This is a genomic window from Singulisphaera rosea (assembly GCF_054877945.1).
The window spans coordinates 76,974-99,422 of sequence record NZ_JBTYIP020000037.1; the positions used below are offsets into that span (position 1 = coordinate 76,974).

Genomic DNA, 22,449 nt, shown 5'->3' on the forward strand with positions numbered 1-22,449 from the left:
CTGAGTTTCACGTCGCAGGTTCAATTCCTCGCGACTTCAACCCCTCTCATGAGACTTGCTCTCCCCGAGCCAGTTCCATGATCGCGGCCCTGACTGAAGGCGTCAGAAGGTGCCAGTTTGCGACAAGCTCACTCAGGCCGGGGTCCGTGCAGGCAGCCACCCCTGTTGCTGACGCAAGTTATTTTGGGATCGAAACTTGTAACCTACGGAATTCGCATGCAGTTCCCGTCGCCCTTTTTGCCTGGTCAAGGCGGTTCAAAGATTATCGAGGCCCGACTGCGATGAAGCCTTTCCAAGAAAACGGTCGCCTCATGCGATCGGGCCGTGCCGAGGTGGCTTGTCGCCGACCTACGTATTAGGGCGCCACGAGGGCGAAGCGGAGCTCTCGGGGGCCGTCGGTCATGGCGGCGAGGAGGAGGCGGCCCTGGATGGGGAGCATGTGAAGCTCGCCTGGGGGCATCGGAGATGATTCGAGGGTCGTCGACCAGGTCTGGGTCGCCGGGTCGAAGACTTCGATGGAGCGGGCGGGGGCGAAGTGGGAGGTGGCGTCTTTGGAGAAGCCTCCGGCGAGGTAGAGCTTGCCGTCGAGGGCGACGAGGGAGGCGAAGAGACGCGGGGATTTCGGGGACGGGATGGTGCTCCAGGTCTTGGTCTCGAAGTCGAAGACGTCGACGGGCGCGACGGGCTCGCGATCGGCGCCGAGGCCGCCGACGAGGTAGTACTTCGAGCCGAGGACGGTCCCGGCGAAGGATCGGCGGGCTCGGGGGAGGCTCGGGGTGATTGCCTCGAAGGTTGAGGCCTTGCCGGCGACGTCCCAGCGGAGGATGTCGGTGGGCATGGTGCGGCTGGCCTTGCTCGGGCGAGGATCGAAGAGGCTGCCGCCGAAGATCCAGATGGCACCCTGGTGGTAGGCGGTGCCGAACATGCCGCGGTCGTCGGGGATCGTCGCGGGGGTCTTGGACCAGGCCCCGGTCTTGGCGTCGAGGGCGAAGACGGTGCCGAGGGTCCGGGTGACGTCGCCGTCGAGGCCGATGCCGCCGAGGAGGTAGGCCGGCGACTGGCCGGGGCGGCCGTCGGGGTCGACGACGAGAGTGGCCGACTGCCGAGGGGCGGGGAGGAGGGAGGCGGGCTTCGCCTTCATCGAGCCGACGGTCACCGCGACGGCGTCGCCCAGGAGGTTCTCGGCGTCGAAGGCGTGCGGCTCGTTGGTCCGGTTGCCGCCGGCCAGGATCAGCCTGGGCCCGACGAGCGCGACGGCCTGGCCCTGGCGGGCCTCGGTCGGGACGGGGACCGACCAGGTCACGACCTTCGGGCCGGTCGAGGGCCTGTCGAGGGAGAAGGACTCGACCATCCGCGTCGGGGTCGTCGCGAAGGTCCCGCCGACGACGAGCAGGGTCTTGTCGGGGCCCGGGAGGAGGCGGTGGGTCGACCTGGGCATCGCGAGCGGGCCGACGGTCTCCCAGCCGTCGCCGGAGGCGTTCAGGCGGGAGACCTTGCCGTCGAGCCCGGTGACGTAGAGCTTGCCGCCGACACCGATGGCCGAGGCGGCGAACCCCTGGCGGTCCTTGACCGGAAGGTCCGGGCCGTGCGACCACGTGCGGCTGGCGGGATCGTAGACCTCGACTGACTTGGCGACCGAGTTGTCTTCGTTCAGGCCCCCGAGGGCGTAGATCTTCCCGCCCACCTCGGCGACGGCGAAGGCCCGACGGCGGAACGGAGGAGTCGGGAGCGTCTCCCACTTGGATCCTTCCGCGGCGAGGTTGAAGGAGAGGGCGTCGGTACAGAAGGTGGCCCTCGACGAGTTGCCGCCGTTCATCGACCAGCCGCCGATGATGTAGAGGGTGTCGCCCACGACGACCGAGTCGTGCGTCGAGCGCGGGGAGGGCATCGGGGGGAGGGCGGTCCAGGTCTTCGAGCTCGGGTCGAACCGGGCGAAGTCGGCCACGGACACCAGGTCGTTGGGCTCCCCCTCGCGGTTCTTCGGCGCCATGCCGCCGATCCGGTAGAGCATGCCCCCGTGGGCCGCGAGCGTCAGGCCTTGCAGGGCAGGGCCGGGGGGGAGCTCTTCCCAGGTGGTCCGGTCCTTCAGGTTCAGTCGGCGGAAGTGCTTCGACGACGTGCCGTCGTGGTAGGCGTGGGTCTCGCCCATGTGGCCGCTGTATACGTAGAGCCAGTCGCCGAGGACGGCGCCCCCGAAGCTATTGACCGCCTCGGGCAACAGGGCGAACGGGGACGAGTCCACAGCAGGAGCCGCGGCGGAGGGCTTGGGCTTGGCTTCGGGGGCTTTGGTCTTCTCGTCGGCGATGGTCAAGGTCGCGTAGTAGCGGACCTCACGATAAGACTTGCCGCCGAACTCGCCGGGTTTCGGCTCGACCCACTTGGCGAGCAGCCCGCCCTGGCCCCCGGCCACGGCGGCCGGGACCTCGACGCGTCCTTCGGCGTCGGACGTGAGCTCGACGGCCTTGCCGTCCTCGCCGAAGACCTTGACCGTGGAGCCGGGGGCCGGCTTGCCCTGGAAGGTCAGCAGGACGGCGGGCGTCTTGCCCGGCCGGTCGACCAGGCGGGCGCGGAACGAGTCGCCCAACTCGGCGGCGGCGGCCGGCGCGGGGCCGTACTGGACGCGGGCGGTGTAGAAGAGGCGGTAGGGCTCGGTCTTGCCGCCGGCCCGCACGCCCATGTCGCAGTCGCCGTCGACGACCTTGGGGCGAGGCTCGGGCAGGGCGACCCGGAACGTATCCTCACCCTTGGTCCAGGTGAGGGGCTTCCCGTTCGCCGAGACCTTGGCCTTCTCGATGTACTTGAGGAATTCCTCGGAGTCGGGGGTCGGGGTCTCGCTCAGGAAGGCGAGGACGACCGGATCTTTAGTCTCTCGGTCGTTCGAGAGCCAGAGGAAGTGGGCCCGGGCCGCGCCCGGCGCGAGGGCACCGAGCAGGACGCCCGTCGCCAGCAGCAGTCGAAGTCTCATTGTGTTCATTTTCAGATGTCTCATGGGTGTCGCTCAAAGGGGGAAAGGAGGCGAAGGCGAATCCGGCTCCTCTGAGTGCCTGTCTCGAAACCCGGTTTTTTCTTAAAAACCGGGTTTCTGTGCCACGAGACGATGCTTTCCCGCGAGGGGATGTCGGCGTCGAGCGGGCCAGAAACCCGGTTTTTAAGAAAAAACCGGGTTTCGAGACACGGCTTTCGGCACAGACTCTGAGGGTGGCGTTCGCCCCGTTCGGATTCGGAGGTCATCATCCCGGCAAGATTCGGTGGTTCCGCTGGAACGTCTTCTGCCGGGCTTCTCGGGTCTTGCGGGCTTTCTCCCTCGACCCATCGAGCGCCCGCGGATCGCGTTCGGGCTCCCAACTTCCGGCGGTCGTTCGATCGGGTCCAAGGTCCAGGGTCGCGGGCATCCGTCGGTCCACTTCGACGCGTCGGGGGAAGACCAGGGCGGAGAGGCGCCGGGACTGGGCCGGCGCCGAGGTTCCACCGGATGTCGCAAACGGCCGGCACGCCGCCGGGGAGTGGTCCCGCATCCGCCGACACGACGACGAATGCGCTCCCCGGCGGGCATGCCGACACGCCTCGAGGGCGTGTCCGGAGGTCGCGGTCCCTTTCAGGCGTCCCCGGCGTCGGGGCACGGGTCGTCCGATTCCTCGAACGCCTCGAGGCGTTGGACGTCGCCCGCTCGCTGGAAGATGGCCATGATCCGGCGCACGCAGCAGGGGCAGCGGACCGAATCCGGGCGGACGTCGCGGAGGAGGTCGTACGCCTCGTCGTGCTGGCCGACCTGGGCCTGGAGCGAGGCGAGGACGATCCGGTACACGGGGGACTCGGGGGCAAGCTCGTGGGCCCGGATCATCGTCGGCAGGATCGACTCCGACGAGTGGCCCAGCTTCCGCATGGCGTAGGCCGCGCCGAAGTGGGCTTCGTGCCGGCTCGGGTCGCGCCGGATGAGCTCTCGGCAGACTTCCAGGGCCGTCCTATGGTCGCCGACGTTGTTCAAGCCGGAGGAGACCGAGGGGAGCAATGACGTGGGGCATCGGCCGTTGTCGGCGAGGGCCCGATACAGGTCTCGGGCCAGTTCGATCCTCCCGGCCTTCGCGTGGCAGTCGGCCAGGGCACACTGGGCCGCCGGCTCGAGCGGGACGAGGAGACTGGCGGTCTCCAGGGCCTCGCAGGCCCCGGCGAAGTCGCCGACGCGCTGGCGGAGCAGCCCGTGCATCTGCCAGTGCAGCCCGTCATCGGGAAAGGCCCGGACCGACTCGCTAGCGAGCCGATCGGCCTCGTCGATGCGGCCCTGGTTGAACAGCTCCAGGCAACGATTCCACAAGTCTTGGGTCTGTCCCATCGCGGTGTCCTTGATCCTCATCGCGGTGGTTTCACTCGGCCGAAAGGCCCGGAGGACCGAGGCCGGGCGCTCACGCCTCCCCCGAATCGGGGACGTCGACGGGCTTCCCCAAACGGTCGAGCCCCGCACGCCACCGACGTCCCAAAGGGGATCGCCCGAGCGCCGGAGTTCGACCGGATTCCACGCCGCAACCGTGGTCGGCCGGCCCGAGGCCAATGCCCGGACCTCGCCCGACCGCCCCGGAAAGGCCCCGGAGCGTTGCGGCACACCTCGCCTCGGGCGAGCGTGCGGACTGGGCCGCACCGTCGACCGGCTCGGCACCATTGGGGATCCCTCGACACGGGAGGTGATCGGGCCGACGGGACCAGGGCCGGCTCAATCAGGAGAGATGTCTGATACTGAGATTCAATCTCAATGAGATCGGATGATACGGAAGCCGTCCGAGGTTCGTCAACTCCTCGGCGCACGAACTCACCGATTTTTCTTGGCGCCCACCACTCGATATTTTTGAAGTTGTGATGTAAGTGAATATGAATTGAGAACAGGGTCGCAGATTTCGTCAACAAAAACTAATGTGAGCATGCAAAGACTTATTTGTTTTTGTTTTTGGCCCTGGGGACCGACACTGATGATCGGGTCGAGGGGGAGGGCGAATCGTTCTCGGCGTGAAATGGAGGAGGGGGCGAAGAGTGGCCTTACGATCAGGTGTCCAGAGGCTCTCTTGCGCCGGCTCTGAGGATCAGGCTTGAGACGGCAAGGTGCCTCTGCGTCCGGCCTCGGGAGGAAGGACGAAACCAATTTGGGGTCGAAATGGCGGAGGTGCCGGAGGGTTTAGGAGGGTCGAGGTCGGAAACCACGTTCGTTCACTATTGACCGGCGGGGTGGATCGGTTATCCTAAGGTTGACGTTGATACTCAGTCTCAATGGCTCGTTCCGTAGAATCCCACCATGGCGATACGGACTCACCTGGCGACTCTTCCCGGATCGGGCCCCCACCAGCGACTGCTGGTGGCGCTGGGCCAGTCCCGAGATGGCCGACTGACGATCGACCTGTGTGATCAGCACTATGCCGAAGGGATCGGCTGGTTTGATCAGCGGACGATGTCACTCGAGCCAAGCCAATTCAAACAATTGCAGGGCGTGCTGGGCCTGAAGTCGTCGCTCCTGACCGAGTACGAAGAACCGCCCATGACCCTGCCGTTCCCCGGCCCTCGCGAAGCCAGCCCGCAACGGGCGGCGGTTGGCGACGGAATCTGAGCAGAGCTTTGGGCCTCGAAGTCGAGGCCAAGAGGGATCCCGAGCAAGGGGCGATCCCGCGCATGGAATGGCGCACGGGTTGAAGCCGGACGGGTTGGAAAGCAACCCGTCCGAGTGCGATATCAACCTCGGGGCACACGAATCCGAAGCCGGATCCGTGGCTTGCGTGCCGGGAGCGTGCCTGCGGGGCGATCCGGTTCGGCCGACGAGCGGCCGATTTCGAGACGATCGCTCAGCCGACCTTCTGCTGCGGGTGGGACTGGCCGCCCGCGACGAGCTCGCCCTTCTGGAGGATCTTCTCCAGGTGGTCGACGCCCGACTGCTCTTCCATGCAGATCTCTTCGAGGAGGTTGCGCAAGGCCACGTCGCGGGGGCCGAGCATGTCGAGGGTCTCGGTGTAGAGCTCGACGTGCTTCCGCTCGACGGCGAGCGAGAACTCGAGCATCTCGGTCAGGTCGAGCGACTGCTTGACCTCGGCCCGCTCGACGGTGGTGACGCCGCCGAGGGCGACGATCTTGTCGCCGACCTTGTGGGCGTGCCCGAGCGCTTCCTCGCCGTTCTCGCGGAAGAACTCGTGATAGACTTCGCGCCAAGGACCTCGGACGACGAAGCTGAACTGGGTGTACTGGACGAGGCCGGCGTACTCCCACCGGAGGATCTCGTTCAACTTGTCGATCAACTGAGACTTATCCATCGCATTCCCCTTCGCTGAATGGCGTCAACGGCGACCCGGTGAGACCAACCCGGCTCGCCGGAACGTTCGGGATTATAAGACGATCGGCAAGGAGGCGTCCAGGCAGCCTTGCCTTTGCGTTTTCGACGCAACGCCTCCGGCCCGGGATTGCGAGTGGCTCGAAGGCCCCGCCGAAACCCGCGAGGTGGGCGGCTCAGGGCCCCTTCGCGGGCGGCGCGGGAGTCCCCTTCGGTTGACCCTGGCCGCGTTTGGTGTGCGAATGGTCGGGCACGGTCAGGATCGCGACGACGAAAAGAAGGGCCACCAGAACGCCCAAGGCGCCCAGGCCGGCCTTTTGGATGGACGAGAGCGGGACCGGGGGGGCCTCGCGGAGGTATTCCGCGAATTGCCTCCGGGGGCCGGACGGGCTCTCCGACGCGAAGAGCTCGTGTTTCCTTTCCTTGATCGACTGCTCTTGCTCGCGGGGCGAGTGATTCAACACGGGCGGCCCTCCTTCCTTCCCCTTCCTCGGGATGCGTGACTTTCGATTTTCCGTTCGCGAAGGCCCAGGCTCAGGTGCGGGCCTGGAAGGACCAGTCCCAACTCCGGGGATGGTCCGCGAACTCGGCGCCTCCGGCCATGCTCTCATCCCAGGGGTAGAGGACCTTGTCGAGCTCGACGGAGGTGAAGCCGGCCTTCAGCATCCGATGTCGGATCTCGAACGGCTGCCAGAATTTCTGGCGGAGCCCCATGAACTTGAAGCGGCCGAAGGCGAATTCGTAGTAGTGATGCTCGGCGTGGAAGGCTGCGGTCCGCTCCGCCTCCTCGGGCTCGAGGCCGCGGTCGAGGGCCTGGTCCATCAGGAGCATCGTGTGGTAGTGGATCGCGTCGATCGAGGGGACGACGCCGAGGAAGACGCCGCCCGGCTTGAGGCTCGCGCGGATGGCGCGGAGGGTCTGGTCGATGAGCCGGACGTCGGGCATGACGAGCGAGTTGACCGCGATCACGACGTCGAACGTGCCGGCATAGTCGTCGAGCTCGTGCATCGCGCGGGTTTCGAAGGTGACCTTGTCCGCGTCGGCCCCGAGCCGTTCCTTGGCGTGGGCGATCATCCCGGGGGCGAAGTCGAGGGCCATGACCTTGCCGAACCGGCCGACGAGGCGGGGCAGGAGCGGGCCCGTCCCGCAGCCGAGGTCCGCCACGGCCCGACGCTCGGGCTTGGGGACCGCGTCGAGGATGGCGAGCAGCGGGTTCTCGACGCCGGGGTGGAAGGAGTCGAGGAACAGCTCGTCATACCGCGCGGCGTGGCGGCTCCACTGCCGGTCTTGATTCTGGAGGTTGCGCACGAGTCGGCTCATTCTCCGGCAGGACGAGGCGAGGGCCGAGACGAACGGCATGGGCATCCCCCAAAGTCCGCAGCCCTCGGCCCGAGTTCGAGGCCAGCAATCACGGCGCGTCGTCCCGAAGGCCGAAATCCGCGTCGGGCCGTTTTCCAACCGGGATCGGGCACCCTTCCAATCGTAACCGATCTCCCTCGCCCCCGCATCAGCGACAAGGCCTGGGTCGATTCGTTTCGCCCCGAGCAAGGCCTGGGATCCCTCACGATGGTGGCGGGTGTCGTGGATGGAGGCCTTATCGACGAAGAAGCCCATCGACTTGTCGATCACGACGGACCCGCCGTTATGTAAGCCCACGATCGAAATCGCCCGGGGAATCACTGGGTACGTGATTTCAGCCAACCCAGCATGTTCGTGACCGAACGAAAAGGCCTGCTGATGCCAGCCGCGGCAAGAGCAACCCGGACTTCTTCGGTGTCGAAGTCCTTCGTGTTGTCCGTCAGGAGTGCTTTCCCTGCCTCGGGGTAACCGCGGGCGTGGTCAAGGATCGAGTGGAGGATCAGGTTATCGGTAGGATCGGGGATGAGTCTCTCGGTGACTGCCAGTCGGGTGATGGCGGTTGTTTCGGGGATGGGATCCAGGATTCCCGCGGCCTGACGTATGAACGAAAACAGTCGAGATTGAATGTTGTTCGACAATTCGTCGTTGTCAATTCGGCTTTCTTCGAGTCGCACGAGTAAGGTACCCGCGTTCTTGGAAGTCGTGTCTCGGCGTAGTTGGGCGATTTGCTAATCGAGTTCCGCCCGGAACCAGTGTCGGCGATTCCGCTCGGAGTGCCTCGGTGATTGGGGCGAAGTCCGTGTAGCGGGAGTCGCAACGGGCGGAGTCAGACCGGAGTGCGGGCGGTCCGGCGATACTCCCGTAATCCTTATGCTCGCTGCTTCCTGCATAGCTGGCCCTCTCGGCTACTTCCTCCGGTGTGGGGTGGTGCTCCGGCCATGGAGAGATGCGCTCGTGCTTCGCCCGTTGATGTCGCTTGCGAGCCATGTGTGAAATCGTCATGGTCAGATCGGGGTCGGAGAAGACCTGGGAAGTTCACGAGGAGCACCCCATAGCAATTCCCCTCGACTCCGGGATCGTACCACTTGGCGCCCGTTCAGGCGAGCGCCAAGTCGGTCAGGTGGGCGGCCGAGCGGTCGTCTTGCGAAAGGAACGGCGGAAGTGCATTCGCATGGGGTGTCTCAATGTTCGTTACGGAGCGGCCGGCGCTCTCGGCCCGTTAACGACGGCCCCCCGAGGATTGGCCGGATCGTTGATGGTCGGTCGGCGCCGGGCTCAGCGTCGGGGGAGCTTGCCGAGGAAGTCCAGGTACGAGGCCAGCGCCGGGTATTGGGCGAGGAGGGGGGAGCGGCGGAGGGGGATGTCCACGACGAGGGCTTCGGCCAGGGCGTGGGGGAGCTCCGGAGTGCTGCGGCGGGGCAGTTCGGGGTCGTCGTCGAGGTGGAACGACCAGGCCAGGGTGTCGAGCTGCCAGCGTAGGGGGCCCTGGGCGAAGTCATCGGGTAGGGGGCGGTCGTCGACGAATCGGCTGGCCTTCGCATGCCAGGCGAGGGCGAGGTCCCGGTCGTGCTTCGACTCGGCGGTCGGGTCGGTCGCCAGGCGCGTTTGTTCGTCTGGGGAGAGTCGGGGACCTCGATAGCGGAGGTGCTCGGAGATCCGCGTCATGAGGTCGGCGGGGTCCTCGGGGGGGCTGAGAACGCCGAACCGGTCGGCCATGCCGACGAGGGCCTCGAGGACGCGCGGGCGATCGTCGAGATCGGTCGGGCTTTCCCGGTAGGTGGCCCGGTCCGGTGGGCGGGGTCTATCGACGATCGAGGGGCGCGAGGTGGTGGGAGCGGGAGCAACGCCAGGACCATCGGCGGGGATTGTCCTGTTGTCGTCGAGGCCCATCACGCCGGTGAGTCCGGCGATGACCAGGATCGCGATCACGCCCAGGGTTGGCACGGCCCACGCGAGGCTTGGGTTTCGCAGGAGGATGGATTTGCGAGGTCGCGACGAATGGGGCGGCGAAGGCCTGGATTCGAGGTCGATGGCCGAAGGGTCGAGATAGGTGTTGTCGAGGGTGATGCCGGCGAGTCTGGGCATGGCGACGAGGTCGAACCGGTTGCCGTTGCCGAACGCCCAGGTCGCCAGGGAGAGCCGGCCTCGGACCGAGATCGGGAGCCTTTGCCAGACCTGGTCCGCAAGGACGTCGATCGGCCCCGACGACTGCAGGGCAACTCGCCTCCCGGAGGCCAGCGACGAGGCGATCCGGGCGACCCGATCGTCGACGGGTTGGGCGGAGAGTTGAGGAGGAGGGCCCATGACCTCGACGGAGGCGGTCCCGGAGCCGAGGGACGTGGCCTCCGCCGTCCAGTCGTTCCGGAGCAGCCCCGCGAAGCCGAACGGGGATGCGCCCGCCTTGCGGTACTCGCGAGGGTCGACGAACAGGGCGTGGAAGGCCAGGGCCCCGGGGCGTCCCCGATCGTCGACGCCTTGCGGCCCGATCCCGACGATCGCCCAGGGCCCGCTCTCCAACCGCAGCGCAAACAGCCCGCCCGACTCCGAAACCCCCGACGGCCGCTCGCCCAGCTTCTGGCAGGCCGCCCGGAAGTTGGACAGCCAACGCTCCTGGCAGCCCGACGAATGCGCGAGCATGGCGTAGCCACGGTCCCAGAACGGGAAGCTGCCGTAGACGGCTTGTTCGTAGTGGACCTGGACGGTGGGCATGGGGATTTTTTTTAGCCACGGATTGAACACGGATGGAACACGGATAAGAAAGGGGGAATTTGTCCACAGATGACGCAGATGGACGCAGATTTGAAAAACCGTATTTAAAAATCTGCGTCCATCTGCGTCATCTGTGGATCGATCGGGTTTCTTATTCGGGCCTGCTGAGTCTCGGGATCGAGAAGTCCGAGGCGAAGACGAGGGTCGTCTTACCTCCTTTCGCACCTTTGACGGTCCCGGAGAGGTTGCGCATGGCGAGGGGGTCGCCTTTTCGGCTGTTGAGGGTGAAGACGGTGGAGTCGGACCAGTCGTAGTCGACGATCCGGATGCGGACGGGGTCGCCGGTCTTCCAGCGGACGGGGCGGGGGAAGGTGTAGTCCCAGATCGGCCGATGGTTGTTGCGGACGACGGGGGAGGGGCCGTACACCGCGCCCGCGACCTCGACGATGACGCCCAGGTCGGGGCCGCCCCCGCCGAGGTATTTGCCGACGGCGGGCTCGACCTCCCCTCGGCGGAGCGTGACGCGGTAGTCGCCGGGGACGGAGACCTTGTCCCACCACTCGAGGTATCGGCGGGCGTCGAGGGCATATCGGCCGTCGGCGTGGTCGTGGAGGTAGTCGCGGAGTCGGCGGGCAACCTCGGCGACGTCGTCGGGGTGCGCCTGGAGGTGGTCGTACGCCTGGCGATAGGCGTAGGTGTCCCACTCGCGGAGGACTCGGTCGCGTGCCTCGGTCGCCTCGCTAATGTAACGGCCACCGGCCTGGTGGGCTTTCAAATAGTCCTGGAACCGCTCAATCCGGGTCGCGAAGTTCGTCGGGTACTGCCGGGAATAGAGCCGGGCGCGTTCGATGTCGCGCGAGTCGAGCTTCGCGGCGTAGACGTCCAATCGCCGTTCGACGTCGCCCCGCCAGTCGCTGCGGGGGTGCTCGACGAGGAATTGCTGGGCGCGGTCGATGAGGTCGCGGAAGTCGGTGCCGGGGAGTCGCTCGTCGCGGTCGAGGTCGTCGAGGAGCCGGCGGTCGACGGCCGATTCGCGAGCCGCGACCTGGGCCTTGAGGGACGAGGAGAGGGCGAGGGCCTCGTCGCGTCGGGGGGACTCGGCGTAGTCGCGGAGGAAGGTCCGGAGCGCGGCGAGGGGCTTCTCAGGCGCGTCGCCGGGGGTTAAGGCTTCGGCCTTGACCTCGGCCCAGCGTGTGTCGTGCCGCACCTGGTCCTGCGCCCGCTCGACCTCGCGGATGGCGGGGGCGAGTTGCGGGGCCTCTTCTTTCAGGCCGTCGAGCCGCTGGCGGAGGTCGGGTGCGGCCGTCCCGAGCGCGACCTGGACTCCGGCGGCCTTGATCGTCCACTCGGCCTGCTTGAGCCGGGCGACTCGGGCCCGGGCCGGCCAGAACCAGTCGAGCGTCGGGTGCCACGTGAGAAACTCGCCCCAACGCCTGGCCACGGCGGGGGCGGGGTTTTCTCGCTCGAAATCGCGGGCCCGGGAGAATCCCGCGGCGTCGTAGCCGGCCAGGGTCCCGGCCAGCAGGGCCAGGGTCAGGACCAGGCGGACCGCGAGCCGGCGCCGTTTCCGCTTCCGGAGGACTTTGAGCCTCGTCCGGAAATCCATCGCTCGGCCCGACTTCGGGTAGCGCTTGCTGTAGGCGGCGACGCATCGGGAGAGCCGAGCGAAGTCGTCCGGGGCGACGGCCCAGAGCCATTCCAACTGATCGTGATCGGTCGTCTCGAGCTGTTCGGCGAGCCAGACCAGGGGCCGGTCGAGGCCGAGGGGATGGAGCTCGGCGGGGGGCCGTCCTCCCTCGCCCCCCTGGCCGTACGAGCTGACCGCGAAGATCGCCCCGTGGGGGGCGTGCTCGGCCAGGGCGTGCTTGGTCATGCCGTACAGCGATTCGACCAGGCGTTCGACTCCCCAACTCGCCGGGTCGTCCGCACGACCCGGGTCGCCGAGATCCTGGCCGCCGGCCAGGATCCGGTCGTATTTCGTCAGGATCAAGGCGATCGGCCGTTCGGTCGTCGCGTCGTCCGAGCGGTCGATGTAACGCTCGAGGAGCCCCTCGACCTCCTGCTGCCGGCGTCTGCGGTCGACGGGGTTCGCGGAGCCGTCGGGGTCGAGGCAGAGGAGCACGGCGTCGCAGTCGGCGAAGAACGCCTGGATCAGCTCGTCCGAGCCGAGCGTGACGTGCTCGCCCTGATAGTCCTTGACGATCAGGTCGAACCGCGCGGGCCCGTGGTAGAGCCGGAGCTTCAGGTTGGTCTCGGCCAGTGTCCCCGCCGGCGGCTCACCCGACTCGATCTGCGCGATCTTCTCGGCCAGGTACTCGGCGCTCGCCGGGTCGCTCGCCGCGAGCCGGACCCCCGGCACCTGCCCGTTCGAGGCCTGCCGGTAGAACATCGCCAGGAGCGTGGTCTTGCCCACGTTCCGATGCCCAAAGAGGCCGATCCGCTTCGGGCCGGTCAGCCGGAGCTCGAGGGCGTCGAGATGGGCCTTGCGACGGTTGGACATGCTTTCTTGCTCTCAGAGCCTGTCCTGAAACCCGGTTTCTGTGGGGGTAGACGACATCCCGCGATGGGTCGGCGTTGACGTTGTCAGAAATCCGGCTTTGAAGAACAAGCCGGGTTTCAAATTAAGAGACACTCGACCCCGCCCTGACCTCTGCGACCCAAGCTCTCTTCTCAGGCTAGACGGCCGAGGTTCTCGCGGCCTTGCGCTTGCCCAAAACGAGGCGGACCGGCCAGGTAAAGGGCCGGAAGAACCAGGCGACGGGCAGGCCGAGGATGACCATGGAGGCCAACACGACGACGAGGCCGGCGAGGCCCATCCCGAGGTAGCGGAAGACGACGAAGTCGAGCCCGTGCTCGGCCAGGGCCTGGGAAATCGTGGTTTCGAGGCCCTTCGCCGCACCTCCTCCGATGGCCCCGGCGAGTTGGACGCCGGCCTTGGCGAACTCGCGGACGGCGTATTCGGTGGCCTGGCCGGCGTAGTCGACGAAGCGATCGGGGTTGGCCAGGAAGGCGGCGAGCACGCCCGCGGCGGCCAGCTTCTTCTTGTGAGGGAGGACCTGCTCGTTGAAGAATCGCCAGCCGCCTCGGCCGGTCTTCCGCAGCACGCCCAGGCTCTCCGGCCCTTCCTTGACCAGGACCTCGGCGACGTCGTCGCCGAAGACGCGGACGGCCGAGAGGCCCTCGGTGCCCAGGGACCGGATCATCGACTCGGCCTGCCCGGGGTAGCGTTTAGCCAGGATCTCGGCCGTCTCGCCCATCTCCACGACGAGCCGTTTCTCGGCTGGCGCGAGCTCGGAGAAGACGCGGACGGCCTCGGGGTCGTGCGGGAGGAGCCGCGCGAACCGGGTGCGGAGCAAGGTTTCCGAGGGGGCCTCGGCCCGTCGGCCGACCTTCGCCAGGTCGTCGTAACGCCTGGCGACGATCTCCAGGCCCTCGTCGGCCTCCCGGGCGAAGAGACGGCCCGACGACCGGGCTCCGGCCGACTCGAGGTGGGCGGCGGTGCGGCCGCCGGCCCTGGCCTCGCGCACAACCTCCTGGACGACCTCGTCGAGCCACGATAGCTTGCCCGCCATCGCCGGGACCGGCAGGGCAAGGGCGAGGGCGAAGACGGCCAGGAGACCCGGGAGGCTCGGGCGGGTCGCCGACGGGCGGCGACGATCTTGCGGATGTATGGCCATGGCGATAAGTCCTCGGACTTCGGCGGCGGGGCGAGGGGGAGTCGTCTCGACGCCCGCCAAGATGAGATTCGTATGTCCGCTCGGCCTTATTCGCACGAATCCGCGTGGGAGGCCGATTTCTCCGGGGCCGGGAGGCCCGAGGGGCCCGGGGTTGGGCGAGGGATAGGCACCCCTCCCACCGTTCTCGAGGGAAGCGTGGAGCCCCTGGGCCGCCAAGGGTTCGGCCCCGGCGCAAAGGCCATGCGTCGGTGCTTGGCGAGATCCCTCTCTCCATAACTCCTTCTTAAAATCAGTATAACGCGTGGGGATTGGATCGGGCAGCCCGGACCTCGTCACGACAGTCGGTCTGGGCCGATTCCTCCGGCATGCCTCCGGTCGGACGCCCGTCGAGAACGAGCGCGAAGCCTTGGTCTTCGAGCGGATCGAATAGAGTCCCTCCTCGGTACGTCTCCCGATAAACGCCGAGACTCCGATTCCGTGTAACCAGAGGATCCGGCGAGTACGGATCGTCTGTCGTCAACGAGCCGTCGGGGACGCTTCGTTGGCGATCGGCGCTCCCTTCGCGAAGGCTGAAGATGCCGAGCCACTTTGTGGAGGACCGCCTTGGCAACCTCCGGCGAGCTGGCGGTGGAAGACGGGATGGGCATGCTTCCGCCGACGACCGATGAGGAGATCGCCGCCCTGAAGGCGATCGTCGAGGGGACGGCGCGGAGTACGGGCGAGGTGTTCTTCGGGTCGCTCGTCAGGCACCTCGCGTCCGCGATCGGCGTCAGCTTCGCCTTCGTCGCGGAGTTCGCCGTGGGCGCGACGCACGTCCGGACGCTCGCCTACTGGGGCCGGGGCGAGATCCTCCCGAATATCGAATATGAGATCGCCGGGACACCTTGTGAGGACGTGGTGCGCGGGGGACTCTGCCATCATCCGCTCGGGGTCCAGGGCAAGTTCCCGCAGGACCGCGGGCTGATCGACCTGGGGATCGAGAGCTACCTCGGCGTCCCGCTGCTCGACGGGGAAGGGAATGTCCTCGGACACCTGGCCGTGTTCGACGAACGGCCCATGCCGGCCGAACCGCGCCGGCTTTTCCTCTTCAAGATCTTCGCCGCCCGCGCCGCGGTCGAGTTGGAACGCCTGAGAGTCGAGCGCCGGCTGGTCGAGAGCGAGCGTCGCTATCGGAATCTCTACGAGGAGGCGCCGAACGCTTACATGTCGCTCGACTCCGACCTCCGCCTGATCCATGTGAACCGCTCCGCGACGGAACTCCTCGGGTGCCCGGCCGAGGATTTGCTCGGATCGGGCATCATGGAGCATTTCGCGGACACGTCTTCCGGCCGACCGAGGGCCGAGCGAGCGCTCCGGGGCGGCCTCGACGGGGAGGAGATCTCCGGGCTGGAACTGGAGATGCGGCGTCGCGACGGGAAACCCGTATGGGCTCATGTATGGATGAGGCCGATACGCGGCGACGACGGGGCGATCCGCGCCGTTCATTCGATCTGGATCGACGTCACGGCGCGGGTGCTGGCCGAGGCCGAGCGTGCCCGGCTGGCGGAGCAGAATCTCTACCTCCAGCAGGAGATCAAGTCGGTCCACAATTTCGACGAGATCGTCGGCCGCAGCGCCGCGCTGGCGGCGGTGCTCGACAACGTCCGTCGCGTCGCCCCCACGGACGCGACGGTCTTGATCTACGGGGAGACGGGCACCGGCAAGGAGTTGATCGCCAGGGCGGTCCATTCCGCGAGCCGGCGGGCCGACAAGCCTCTCATCAAGATCAACTGCGCCGCCCTGCCCGCCGGACTCGTCGAGAGCGAGCTCTTCGGCCACGAGAAGGGGGCGTTCACCGGGGCGATCGCCCGCCGTACCGGCCGGTTCGAGCTGGCGGATGGGGGGTCGATCTTCCTCGACGAGATCGGCGAGCTCCCCGCGGACACGCAGGCCAAGCTCCTGCGCGTCTTGCAGGAACATGAGTTCGACACGGTCGGGGGCACTTCGCCCAAGCGGGTCGACGTGAGGGTCATCGCCGCGACCAACCGCGACCTGCTCGGCGCGGTCCGGGAGAAGACGTTCCGCGAGGACCTCTACTATCGCCTCAGCGTCTTCCCGATCAAGCTCCCGCCGCTCCGCGAACGTGCCTCGGACATCCCCCTCCTGGCCCATTTCCTCCTCGAGAAATATGCCGGGAGGGTCGGGAAGCGTTTCGATGGGATCGAGCCGGGCACGCTCGCCCGGCTCTCGGCGTATCCATGGCCCGGCAACGTCCGGGAATTGGAGAACGTCCTCGAGCGGGGCGTGATCCTCGCCTCCGGCCCGATGCTCGACCTCGCCCCCGAGATCCTCGGTCTCCCCGCCCCGGGGCCCTTCGCGGGGGCCTCGAGTGTCCTCGGATCCCTCGAAGCGGTCGAGGTCGACCACATCCTCAAGGTACTCGGGCAGGCGCGGTGGATCATCGAAGGGCCCAGGGGCGCGGCCGCCGTCCTGGGACTCCATCCCAACACACTTCGCAGTCGGCTGAAGAAGCTCGGCCTCTCTCGGCCGCCCCACGACCCTTCGTAGTCCCCACGACCCTTCGTGGCGAGACTCCCCCTCGCACACCGCCCTTGTCGGGAGTCGGTGATCGTATCTTCTTGTGGATAAAATGTTTGTGTTGCTCTTGGCGGGTTGCCAGACGGCCGGCACGGGAATCGCGATTTGGGGGAGTCTCCCGTTCTCGCGGAGGGCCGTCATGCTGATGATCTCGCGAACCGAGGATGGCGACCTGGGCTGCATACTCAAGCTCGAGGGCAAGCTCCTGGGACCTTGGATCGGCGAGTTGGAGCTGGCTTGCGGCGAGGCCCGGGACCGCCGGGAACGGATCAGGCTCGACCTCTCCGGCCTGACCTACCTCGACGCCGATGGGACCCGATTCATCGAGGGCCTGCTCCGCGAGGGGACTCGTCTGGTGGCCTGTTCTGGGTTCGTCGCCGAGATGCTCCAGCGCCCGAGGGCCTGACGATCGTCGCGTGTCCTCGTTTCCGACACCCAAGACTATTGGAGTTCACCGATGCGTTTGACCGCTCTCAAGTCCCAGGCCGTCGCGTTCCTGCTGACCGTTGCAGCCCTCCCCGCCTGTTCTTCCGACGAATCCCAAGGAGGCAAGATGGGAGGTGGGGCCATGGAATCCGGGAAGATGGAAAGCGGGGCCATGGAGAAAGGCAAGATGGAAAGCGGGGCCATGGAATCCGGGAAGATGGAAAGCGGGGCCATGGAGAAAGGCAAGATGGGAGGTGGGGCCATGGAATCCGGGAAGATGGAAAGTGGGGCCATGGAGAAAGGCAAGATGGACGGCAACTCAAAGTGACGGATGGCCTGATCGTCGCTTGAGGTGATACGCATCGGGTGCTCCAGGGGCCATCCCGGAGGGCCGACCCGAGGCATGCCGTGCCGGGGACTCCCGCGGGTCGAGTCCCAACTCGAGCCTTGTGAGGGCCTCCGGCCCAGATCCCGATCGACACCCAGTCGGAAGGAAAGTCGCATGAAGATTGCCTCAGGAGTCATCCTCGTCCTGGCGCTGACGCCCTCATTCGACGTCGCGAGGGCGGCTGACGAGCCCGCCGTCACGCCGTTCGAGGCGGAAGGAGTGGTCGCCGACGTCTTCGATCTGTTCCCTCGCGTTCACGGGGACAAGGTGCGGGCCGATCGGGCGCGGGCCCAGCCGACCTTCATGGGCGTTGCCGATCGCGCCCTGGTCACCAGACGAGGGGTCTACGCGTTCCTGGAGACTCCCGAGAACCGGCGATTCCTGAAGGACGTGACGCCGGGCACGGCCGTAGCGGTCAAGGGGCGGCTGCTCGTCTCCGGGGCCCTCCTGCACGTCGATTCACTCGCGAAGGCGAAGTCCGATCCGGGGATCGACCTGGCGCGGTACCGGGATGAAGAGGGGAAGGAGGTCACCCTCAAGGGGGCTAACAAATGTCAGTGCGGCCTTGGCGTCGCCGACCTCCCCCATTCCTGCGCCCTGGGACACCTCCACCACCTGGAGGCGGTCGACGGTAAGATCTACCACTACCTTCAGACGGGGGACGGCAAGCGAGCGTTCCTCGGCGAAGGGACCCATTTCAAGAACGTCGAGATGACGGCACGCGTATTCCCAGGCCAGTTCTTGCTCGTCGAAAAAGGGAAGCTCCTCCCTTGATGAAAACCTCGACGCGGACCTCCTTTTCGATCGGCCCTCGGGCCGCCGCGTCATTATGGTCTCCAGCGACGATCTCCGGCCCAACGCTCATGGACCGGCGTCGAGGCACATACGGGAGTTGATCATCGTGCAAGTCACAAGCCGCCTTTCCCTCTCGATGCTGGCATTAATCTTCCTCGGGAACGGTGCCTCCGGCCAGGAGTCGGGCCGCGGGGGGGCGAGGCGCATGGTCCTCGTCGAACTTTATACGTCGCAGGGCTGCGACATGTGCCCGGCGGCCGAGAAGATCCTCGGCGCACTCGCGGAGAAGGACCGGAGGATTGTGCCGATCGCCTTCCACGTCGATTACTTCAACGACCCCTGGAAGGACGTCTTCTCGGACCCGCTCTACAGCCGACGTCAGATGACCTACAACGAGCTCTACCAGGGCCCCAAGAATCCCGAGTACGGGCTCTATTACACGCCGATGCTCATGATCGACGGCGTCGAGACCGTCAACGGCCGGGACCCCGCCTCGGCCGAGGCGGCGATCCGACGGGCCCTGTCCAGGAAACCGGCCGTCGGGCTCGAGGTCGCCCTCGACCTGAAGGCCGACGGCCGATCGGGGACGGCCACGATCAAGGTGACGAGCAAGTCGATCCTGGTCGAGAAGTCGCCGATGCTGGTCTGCGCGGTGCTCCGCGAAGACGGGGTCGTCACGGACATCCCCTCCGGCGAGAACAAGGGCAAGTCGCTCGTCGCCCGCTTCCCGGCGCGCCGGACCAAGTACGAGTTCGTCGAGCTGGACGGCAAGTCGCCCGTGACGCAACGGTTTACCTTCGAGGTCGAGCCCACCTGGAAGCCCAAGAACCTTCGCCTGGCCGCCTTCGTCCAGGACAAGCGCACCGGCGTGGTCTACCAGTCGGCCGATCTGCCCTGGACCCCGGACCCGGGCGACACCCAGGGCGTCGACCCCGGGGGGCGATCGCGGCGTCCCCGAAATAAATCATTGAAATGAACAACTATGAAATTTGAAAAATTAATCGTGTCTATTGTCGGCGGCCGACGTGATCGACCGCAAGGATCTCGTTCGCTATGATCGGGAAGAGGGGTTGGGCGCGAGGGGCGGCCGGCGGGCTCGCGGTTCCGCATCCGGTGGATTCGCCGCCCCTGGGATGCCCTCGACGGAGATCGCCCGTCGCCCTCTCGCGTTTCCCCCGGAATCGAGGTTCTATCCATGCCGGGACCGGACCGAATCCCGTCGAGTGAGGTCACACCGCCGGGGGTTTACTTCAACCGCCGCTCGCTCATGAGGGGCGTGGCCGCGTCGGCCAGCCTGGCGGCGACGGCCACGCTCTATCGGAGGCTGAACCGGCCGGGGGCGGAGGCGATCGAGACATCGGCCCTCCGGGGCGCCTCGATTGCGCCGGCGAGCCCGGAAGACCTCGCCCGGGGGTTTCGCGTCGACGAGCCGATGACGCCGCTCGCAAAGGTCGGCAACTACAACAACTTCTATGAATTCACGACCGACAAGGAGGGGGTCGCGGCGGCGGCCGCCGGGTTCGTGGCGCGGCCCTGGACCGTCGAAGTGGCAGGACTGGTCCGCAAGCCGAAGGTGTTCAACCTGGACGAGCTCCTGAAGCTCGGCGCCTTGGAGGAGCGGGTGTACCGGATGCGTTGCGTCGAGGGCTGGTCGATGGTGATCCCGTGGAACGGGCTCCCGCTGTCTCGGCTGATCGACCACGTCGAGCCGACCGGAGATGCGAAGTACGTCGCCTTCCAGACCCTGGTCGACCCCGCACGCTTCCCGGGGCAGAATGATTCGGTGCTCCCCTGGCCCTACGTCGAAGGGCTTCGGCTGGACGAGGCGATGCACCCGCTCACCATCCTGGCCGCCGGCCTCTACGGTCGGGAGCTCCCGGCCCAGAACGGAGCGCCGTTGCGGCTGGTCGTCCCCTGGAAATACGGGTTCAAGGGGATCAAGTCCATCGTCAAGATCACCCTCACGTCGGACCGGCCGACCTCGACATGGAACGCCCAGGCCCCTTCGGAGTATGGGTTCTACTCGAACGTCAACCCGGACGTCCCCCATCCCCGCTGGAGCCAGGCGACCGAGCAGCGGATCGGGGAGTCGGGCCGGCGGCCGACGCTCCTCTTCAACGGATACGCCGAGCAGGTTGCCCACCTCTATTCCGGCATGGATTTGAATATCAACTTCTGAGCCCGAAGGCCGGGCATCCACTGGCACGATGGGGCGGTGCTCTTGAAAGTCGATCGCTTCACGAAGGTTGTCGTCGCGCTCAACGGTGCCGTGCCCGTGTTCCTCCTCGGCTGGGACGCCGCGGCAGGGAGGCTGGGCGCCAACCCGGTCAATTTCGCCATCCGCACGACCGGGATCCTGTCGCTCATCTTCCTCGTGCTCTCGCTGGCCGTCACGCCGGCGAGGCGAATCACCGGTTGGGGTTGGCTCGGCCAGTTCCGGCGCATGCTCGGGCTCTACGCCTTCTTCCACGCCGGGCTGCACTTCCTCCTCTTCTTCATACTCGATCGGGCGGCGAGCGTCGGCGACACGGTGTCGGAAGTCTTCGAACGGCCCTACCTGCTCGTGGGCATGCTCGGCCTGGTCCTGATGGTCCCGCTGGCGGCGACCTCGACCGACGCGATGATCAGACGCCTGGGCCCGGCGCGCTGGAAGTCGCTTCACCGGCTGGCCTACGTCGCGGCGGCGGCCGGGGCACTCCACTTCTACATGCTCGTCAAGGCCGACGTCAGACGCCCGGTCGCGTTCGCGGCGGCCCTGGGGGTGCTCCTCTTCTATCGCGTGGCCGCCCGCTACCGCCAACTCCGGTCGGACGCCCGAAAAGACGGGGCCGCCTCGCCCGTCGTCGTCCCCGTGCGGCCTTCGCCCTGGACCGGGCCGTTGCGAGTCGCCCGGGTGTTCGACGAGACGCCCGAGGTCCGCACGTTCCGGCTCGAGGCCCTCGACGGGGCCCGGCTGCCTTTCGAGTTCCTCCCCGGCCAGTATCTCAACCTCACGCTGGCGATCGACGGCCGGAAGGTCCGCCGGTCGTACACGATCGCGTCGTCCCCGACCCGGGTCGACCACTGCGAGTTGACGGTCAAGCGCGAAGCTTCAGGGCTCTCGTCGCGGCACCTGCACGACGTCGTTCGCGCGGGCGACCTGATCGACGTCATTGCCCCGGCCGGCCGGTTCACGTTCACCGGGGCCGAGGCCCTCGGCATTGTGCTGATCGCCGGGGGGGTGGGGATCACCCCGCTGATGTCCCAGGTCCGCTATCTGACCGACCAGGGATGGCCCGGGGAGATCCACCTGGTGTACTCGGTCAAGACCGAGAGGGACATCATCTTCCGCCACGAGCTCGACCTCCTCCGCTCGCGGCATTCGAACTTGCACGTGACCGTCACCCTCACGCGCGAGGAAGGGACGGAGTGGGTCGGGGAGCGGGGCCGGATCGATCCCGCCATGCTCGCCCGGCTTGTGCCCGAGATCGCCACGCGCCGGGTCCACATCTGCGGCCCGACCGAGATGGTCGAGCCGACCCGACGGATGCTCCTCGAACTCGGCGTCCCCGACGACTCGATCCGAGCGGAGACGTTCGCGTCGCCTGGCCTCGCCTCGTCTGCCGACTCGACCGGGTCCGACCCCGTCCCTTCCGCCGCGACGCCCGCGCCCGAAGCGGGCGACCGTGCTCCCGGCGACGCCTCCCTCACGTTCGCCCGCTCGAGGAAATCCGCGCGAGTGACCGGAAGAGAGACGGTGCTCGAGGTCGCGGAAGCCCTCGGAATCGCCATCGACTACGATTGCCGGGCCGGCATCTGCGGCCAGTGCAAAATCCGGCGGATCTCCGGTCTCGTCAAGATGGACGCCGAGGACGCCCTCGAGCCCGTCGACCGGGCGAACGACCTGATCTTGAGCTGTCAGGCCCATTGCGTCGACCACGTCGTGGTGGAGGCGTGACCACTTAGGTCCTCGCCATCGTCATCGGAAGGGTCTCCTTTTTTGTTCGTTTGAACACTGTTCGCGGAGAAGCCGACCGTCAAGATTGCGATGCCTGTCCTTTAGGTCCCAGATGGAGGACGAACTGGACAGGACATCGAACGTCGCCGCGCCGTAAAAAAACTAGAAACTAGGTCTGACCTTGCGCCAAGAAGCTCGGGAAAGGGGAATCATTGCGAATGTGAAACCTTTCATCGGAACCCTGCGGGTAACCAATCCCGTCCGGCAGAGCCGGGCCAGCAGC

The 22,449-nt window shown here is 66.9% G+C and carries 17 protein-coding genes; 8 read left to right on the forward strand and 9 right to left on the reverse strand.

Going from position 1 to position 22,449, the window contains the following annotated elements; genetic code table 11:
• Positions 1 to 355: 355 nt before the first annotated feature.
• Positions 356 to 2,965: a DUF1668 domain-containing protein gene (locus ACYOEI_RS36615; protein WP_462855329.1), complete on the reverse strand. Its 2,610-nt coding sequence runs from the start codon at positions 2,963 to 2,965 to the stop codon at positions 356 to 358.
• 630 nt (positions 2,966 to 3,595) lie between these two features.
• Positions 3,596 to 4,330 (reverse strand): tetratricopeptide repeat protein, encoded by a 735-nt coding sequence (locus ACYOEI_RS36620; RefSeq protein WP_462855330.1) that lies wholly within the window; start codon positions 4,328 to 4,330, stop codon positions 3,596 to 3,598.
• Positions 4,331 to 5,278: 948 nt separating this feature from the next.
• On the opposite strand from ACYOEI_RS36620, the gene ACYOEI_RS36625 reads away from it, so the two are divergent.
• Positions 5,279 to 5,587 carry a hypothetical protein gene (locus ACYOEI_RS36625; protein WP_462855331.1) on the forward strand — a complete coding sequence of 103 codons (309 nt, stop codon included), beginning with the start codon at positions 5,279 to 5,281 and terminating at the stop codon, positions 5,585 to 5,587.
• Between the two features lie 232 nt (positions 5,588 to 5,819).
• On the opposite strand, the gene ACYOEI_RS36630 is transcribed toward ACYOEI_RS36625, so the two are convergent.
• The 7 genes from ACYOEI_RS36630 to ACYOEI_RS36660 all read right to left on the reverse strand — a co-directional run bounded on the left by ACYOEI_RS36630 (position 5,820) and on the right by ACYOEI_RS36660 (position 14,043).
• Positions 5,820 to 6,281, reverse strand: a complete 462-nt coding sequence (locus ACYOEI_RS36630; RefSeq protein WP_462855333.1) for a ferritin-like domain-containing protein — start codon at positions 6,279 to 6,281, stop codon at positions 5,820 to 5,822.
• Between the two features lie 193 nt (positions 6,282 to 6,474).
• Positions 6,475 to 6,762, reverse strand: a complete 288-nt coding sequence (locus ACYOEI_RS36635) for a hypothetical protein (RefSeq protein WP_462855335.1) — start codon at positions 6,760 to 6,762, stop codon at positions 6,475 to 6,477.
• 70 nt (positions 6,763 to 6,832) lie between these two features.
• Positions 6,833 to 7,663, reverse strand: coding sequence for a class I SAM-dependent methyltransferase (locus tag ACYOEI_RS36640; RefSeq protein WP_462855337.1), 831 nt, complete (start codon positions 7,661 to 7,663; stop codon positions 6,833 to 6,835).
• A gap of 311 nt (positions 7,664 to 7,974) precedes the next feature.
• Positions 7,975 to 8,331: a PIN domain-containing protein gene (locus tag ACYOEI_RS36645; RefSeq protein WP_462855339.1), complete on the reverse strand. Its 357-nt coding sequence runs from the start codon at positions 8,329 to 8,331 to the stop codon at positions 7,975 to 7,977.
• 601 nt (positions 8,332 to 8,932) lie between these two features.
• Positions 8,933 to 10,366, reverse strand: coding sequence for a hypothetical protein (locus ACYOEI_RS36650; RefSeq protein WP_462855341.1), 1,434 nt, complete (start codon positions 10,364 to 10,366; stop codon positions 8,933 to 8,935).
• A 151-nt stretch (positions 10,367 to 10,517) separates the two neighbouring features.
• Positions 10,518 to 12,866 (reverse strand): TRAFAC clade GTPase domain-containing protein, encoded by a 2,349-nt coding sequence (locus tag ACYOEI_RS36655; protein ID WP_462855343.1) that lies wholly within the window; start codon positions 12,864 to 12,866, stop codon positions 10,518 to 10,520.
• Positions 12,867 to 13,041: 175 nt separating this feature from the next.
• Positions 13,042 to 14,043 (reverse strand): hypothetical protein, encoded by a 1,002-nt coding sequence (locus tag ACYOEI_RS36660; protein ID WP_462855345.1) that lies wholly within the window; start codon positions 14,041 to 14,043, stop codon positions 13,042 to 13,044.
• A 603-nt stretch (positions 14,044 to 14,646) separates the two neighbouring features.
• On the opposite strand from ACYOEI_RS36660, the gene ACYOEI_RS36665 reads away from it, so the two are divergent.
• The 7 genes from ACYOEI_RS36665 (at position 14,647) to ACYOEI_RS36695 (ending at position 22,166) form a co-directional block, all read left to right on the forward strand.
• Positions 14,647 to 16,590, forward strand: coding sequence for a sigma 54-interacting transcriptional regulator (locus ACYOEI_RS36665; protein WP_462855346.1), 1,944 nt, complete (start codon positions 14,647 to 14,649; stop codon positions 16,588 to 16,590).
• A gap of 169 nt (positions 16,591 to 16,759) precedes the next feature.
• Positions 16,760 to 17,026 (forward strand): STAS domain-containing protein, encoded by a 267-nt coding sequence (locus ACYOEI_RS36670; RefSeq protein WP_462855348.1) that lies wholly within the window; start codon positions 16,760 to 16,762, stop codon positions 17,024 to 17,026.
• Positions 17,027 to 17,188: 162 nt separating this feature from the next.
• Complete coding sequence (locus ACYOEI_RS36675; protein ID WP_462855349.1) at positions 17,189 to 17,374, forward strand: hypothetical protein; 186 nt, start codon at positions 17,189 to 17,191, stop codon at positions 17,372 to 17,374.
• Between the two features lie 174 nt (positions 17,375 to 17,548).
• A complete protein-coding gene (locus ACYOEI_RS36680; RefSeq protein WP_462855350.1) occupies positions 17,549 to 18,208 on the forward strand; it encodes a hypothetical protein in 660 nt (219 codons plus the stop codon).
• Positions 18,209 to 18,335: 127 nt separating this feature from the next.
• Positions 18,336 to 19,205, forward strand: a complete 870-nt coding sequence (locus tag ACYOEI_RS36685) for a DUF1223 domain-containing protein (protein WP_462855351.1) — start codon at positions 18,336 to 18,338, stop codon at positions 19,203 to 19,205.
• Between the two features lie 219 nt (positions 19,206 to 19,424).
• On the forward strand, positions 19,425 to 20,408 hold the full coding sequence (gene msrP / locus ACYOEI_RS36690; RefSeq protein ID WP_462855352.1) for a protein-methionine-sulfoxide reductase catalytic subunit MsrP: 984 nt from the start codon (positions 19,425 to 19,427) through the stop codon (positions 20,406 to 20,408).
• 36 nt (positions 20,409 to 20,444) lie between these two features.
• Entirely contained in the window at positions 20,445 to 22,166 is a 1,722-nt protein-coding gene (locus tag ACYOEI_RS36695) for a ferric reductase-like transmembrane domain-containing protein (RefSeq protein WP_462855353.1), read from the forward strand.
• Positions 22,167 to 22,449: the final 283 nt, after the last annotated feature.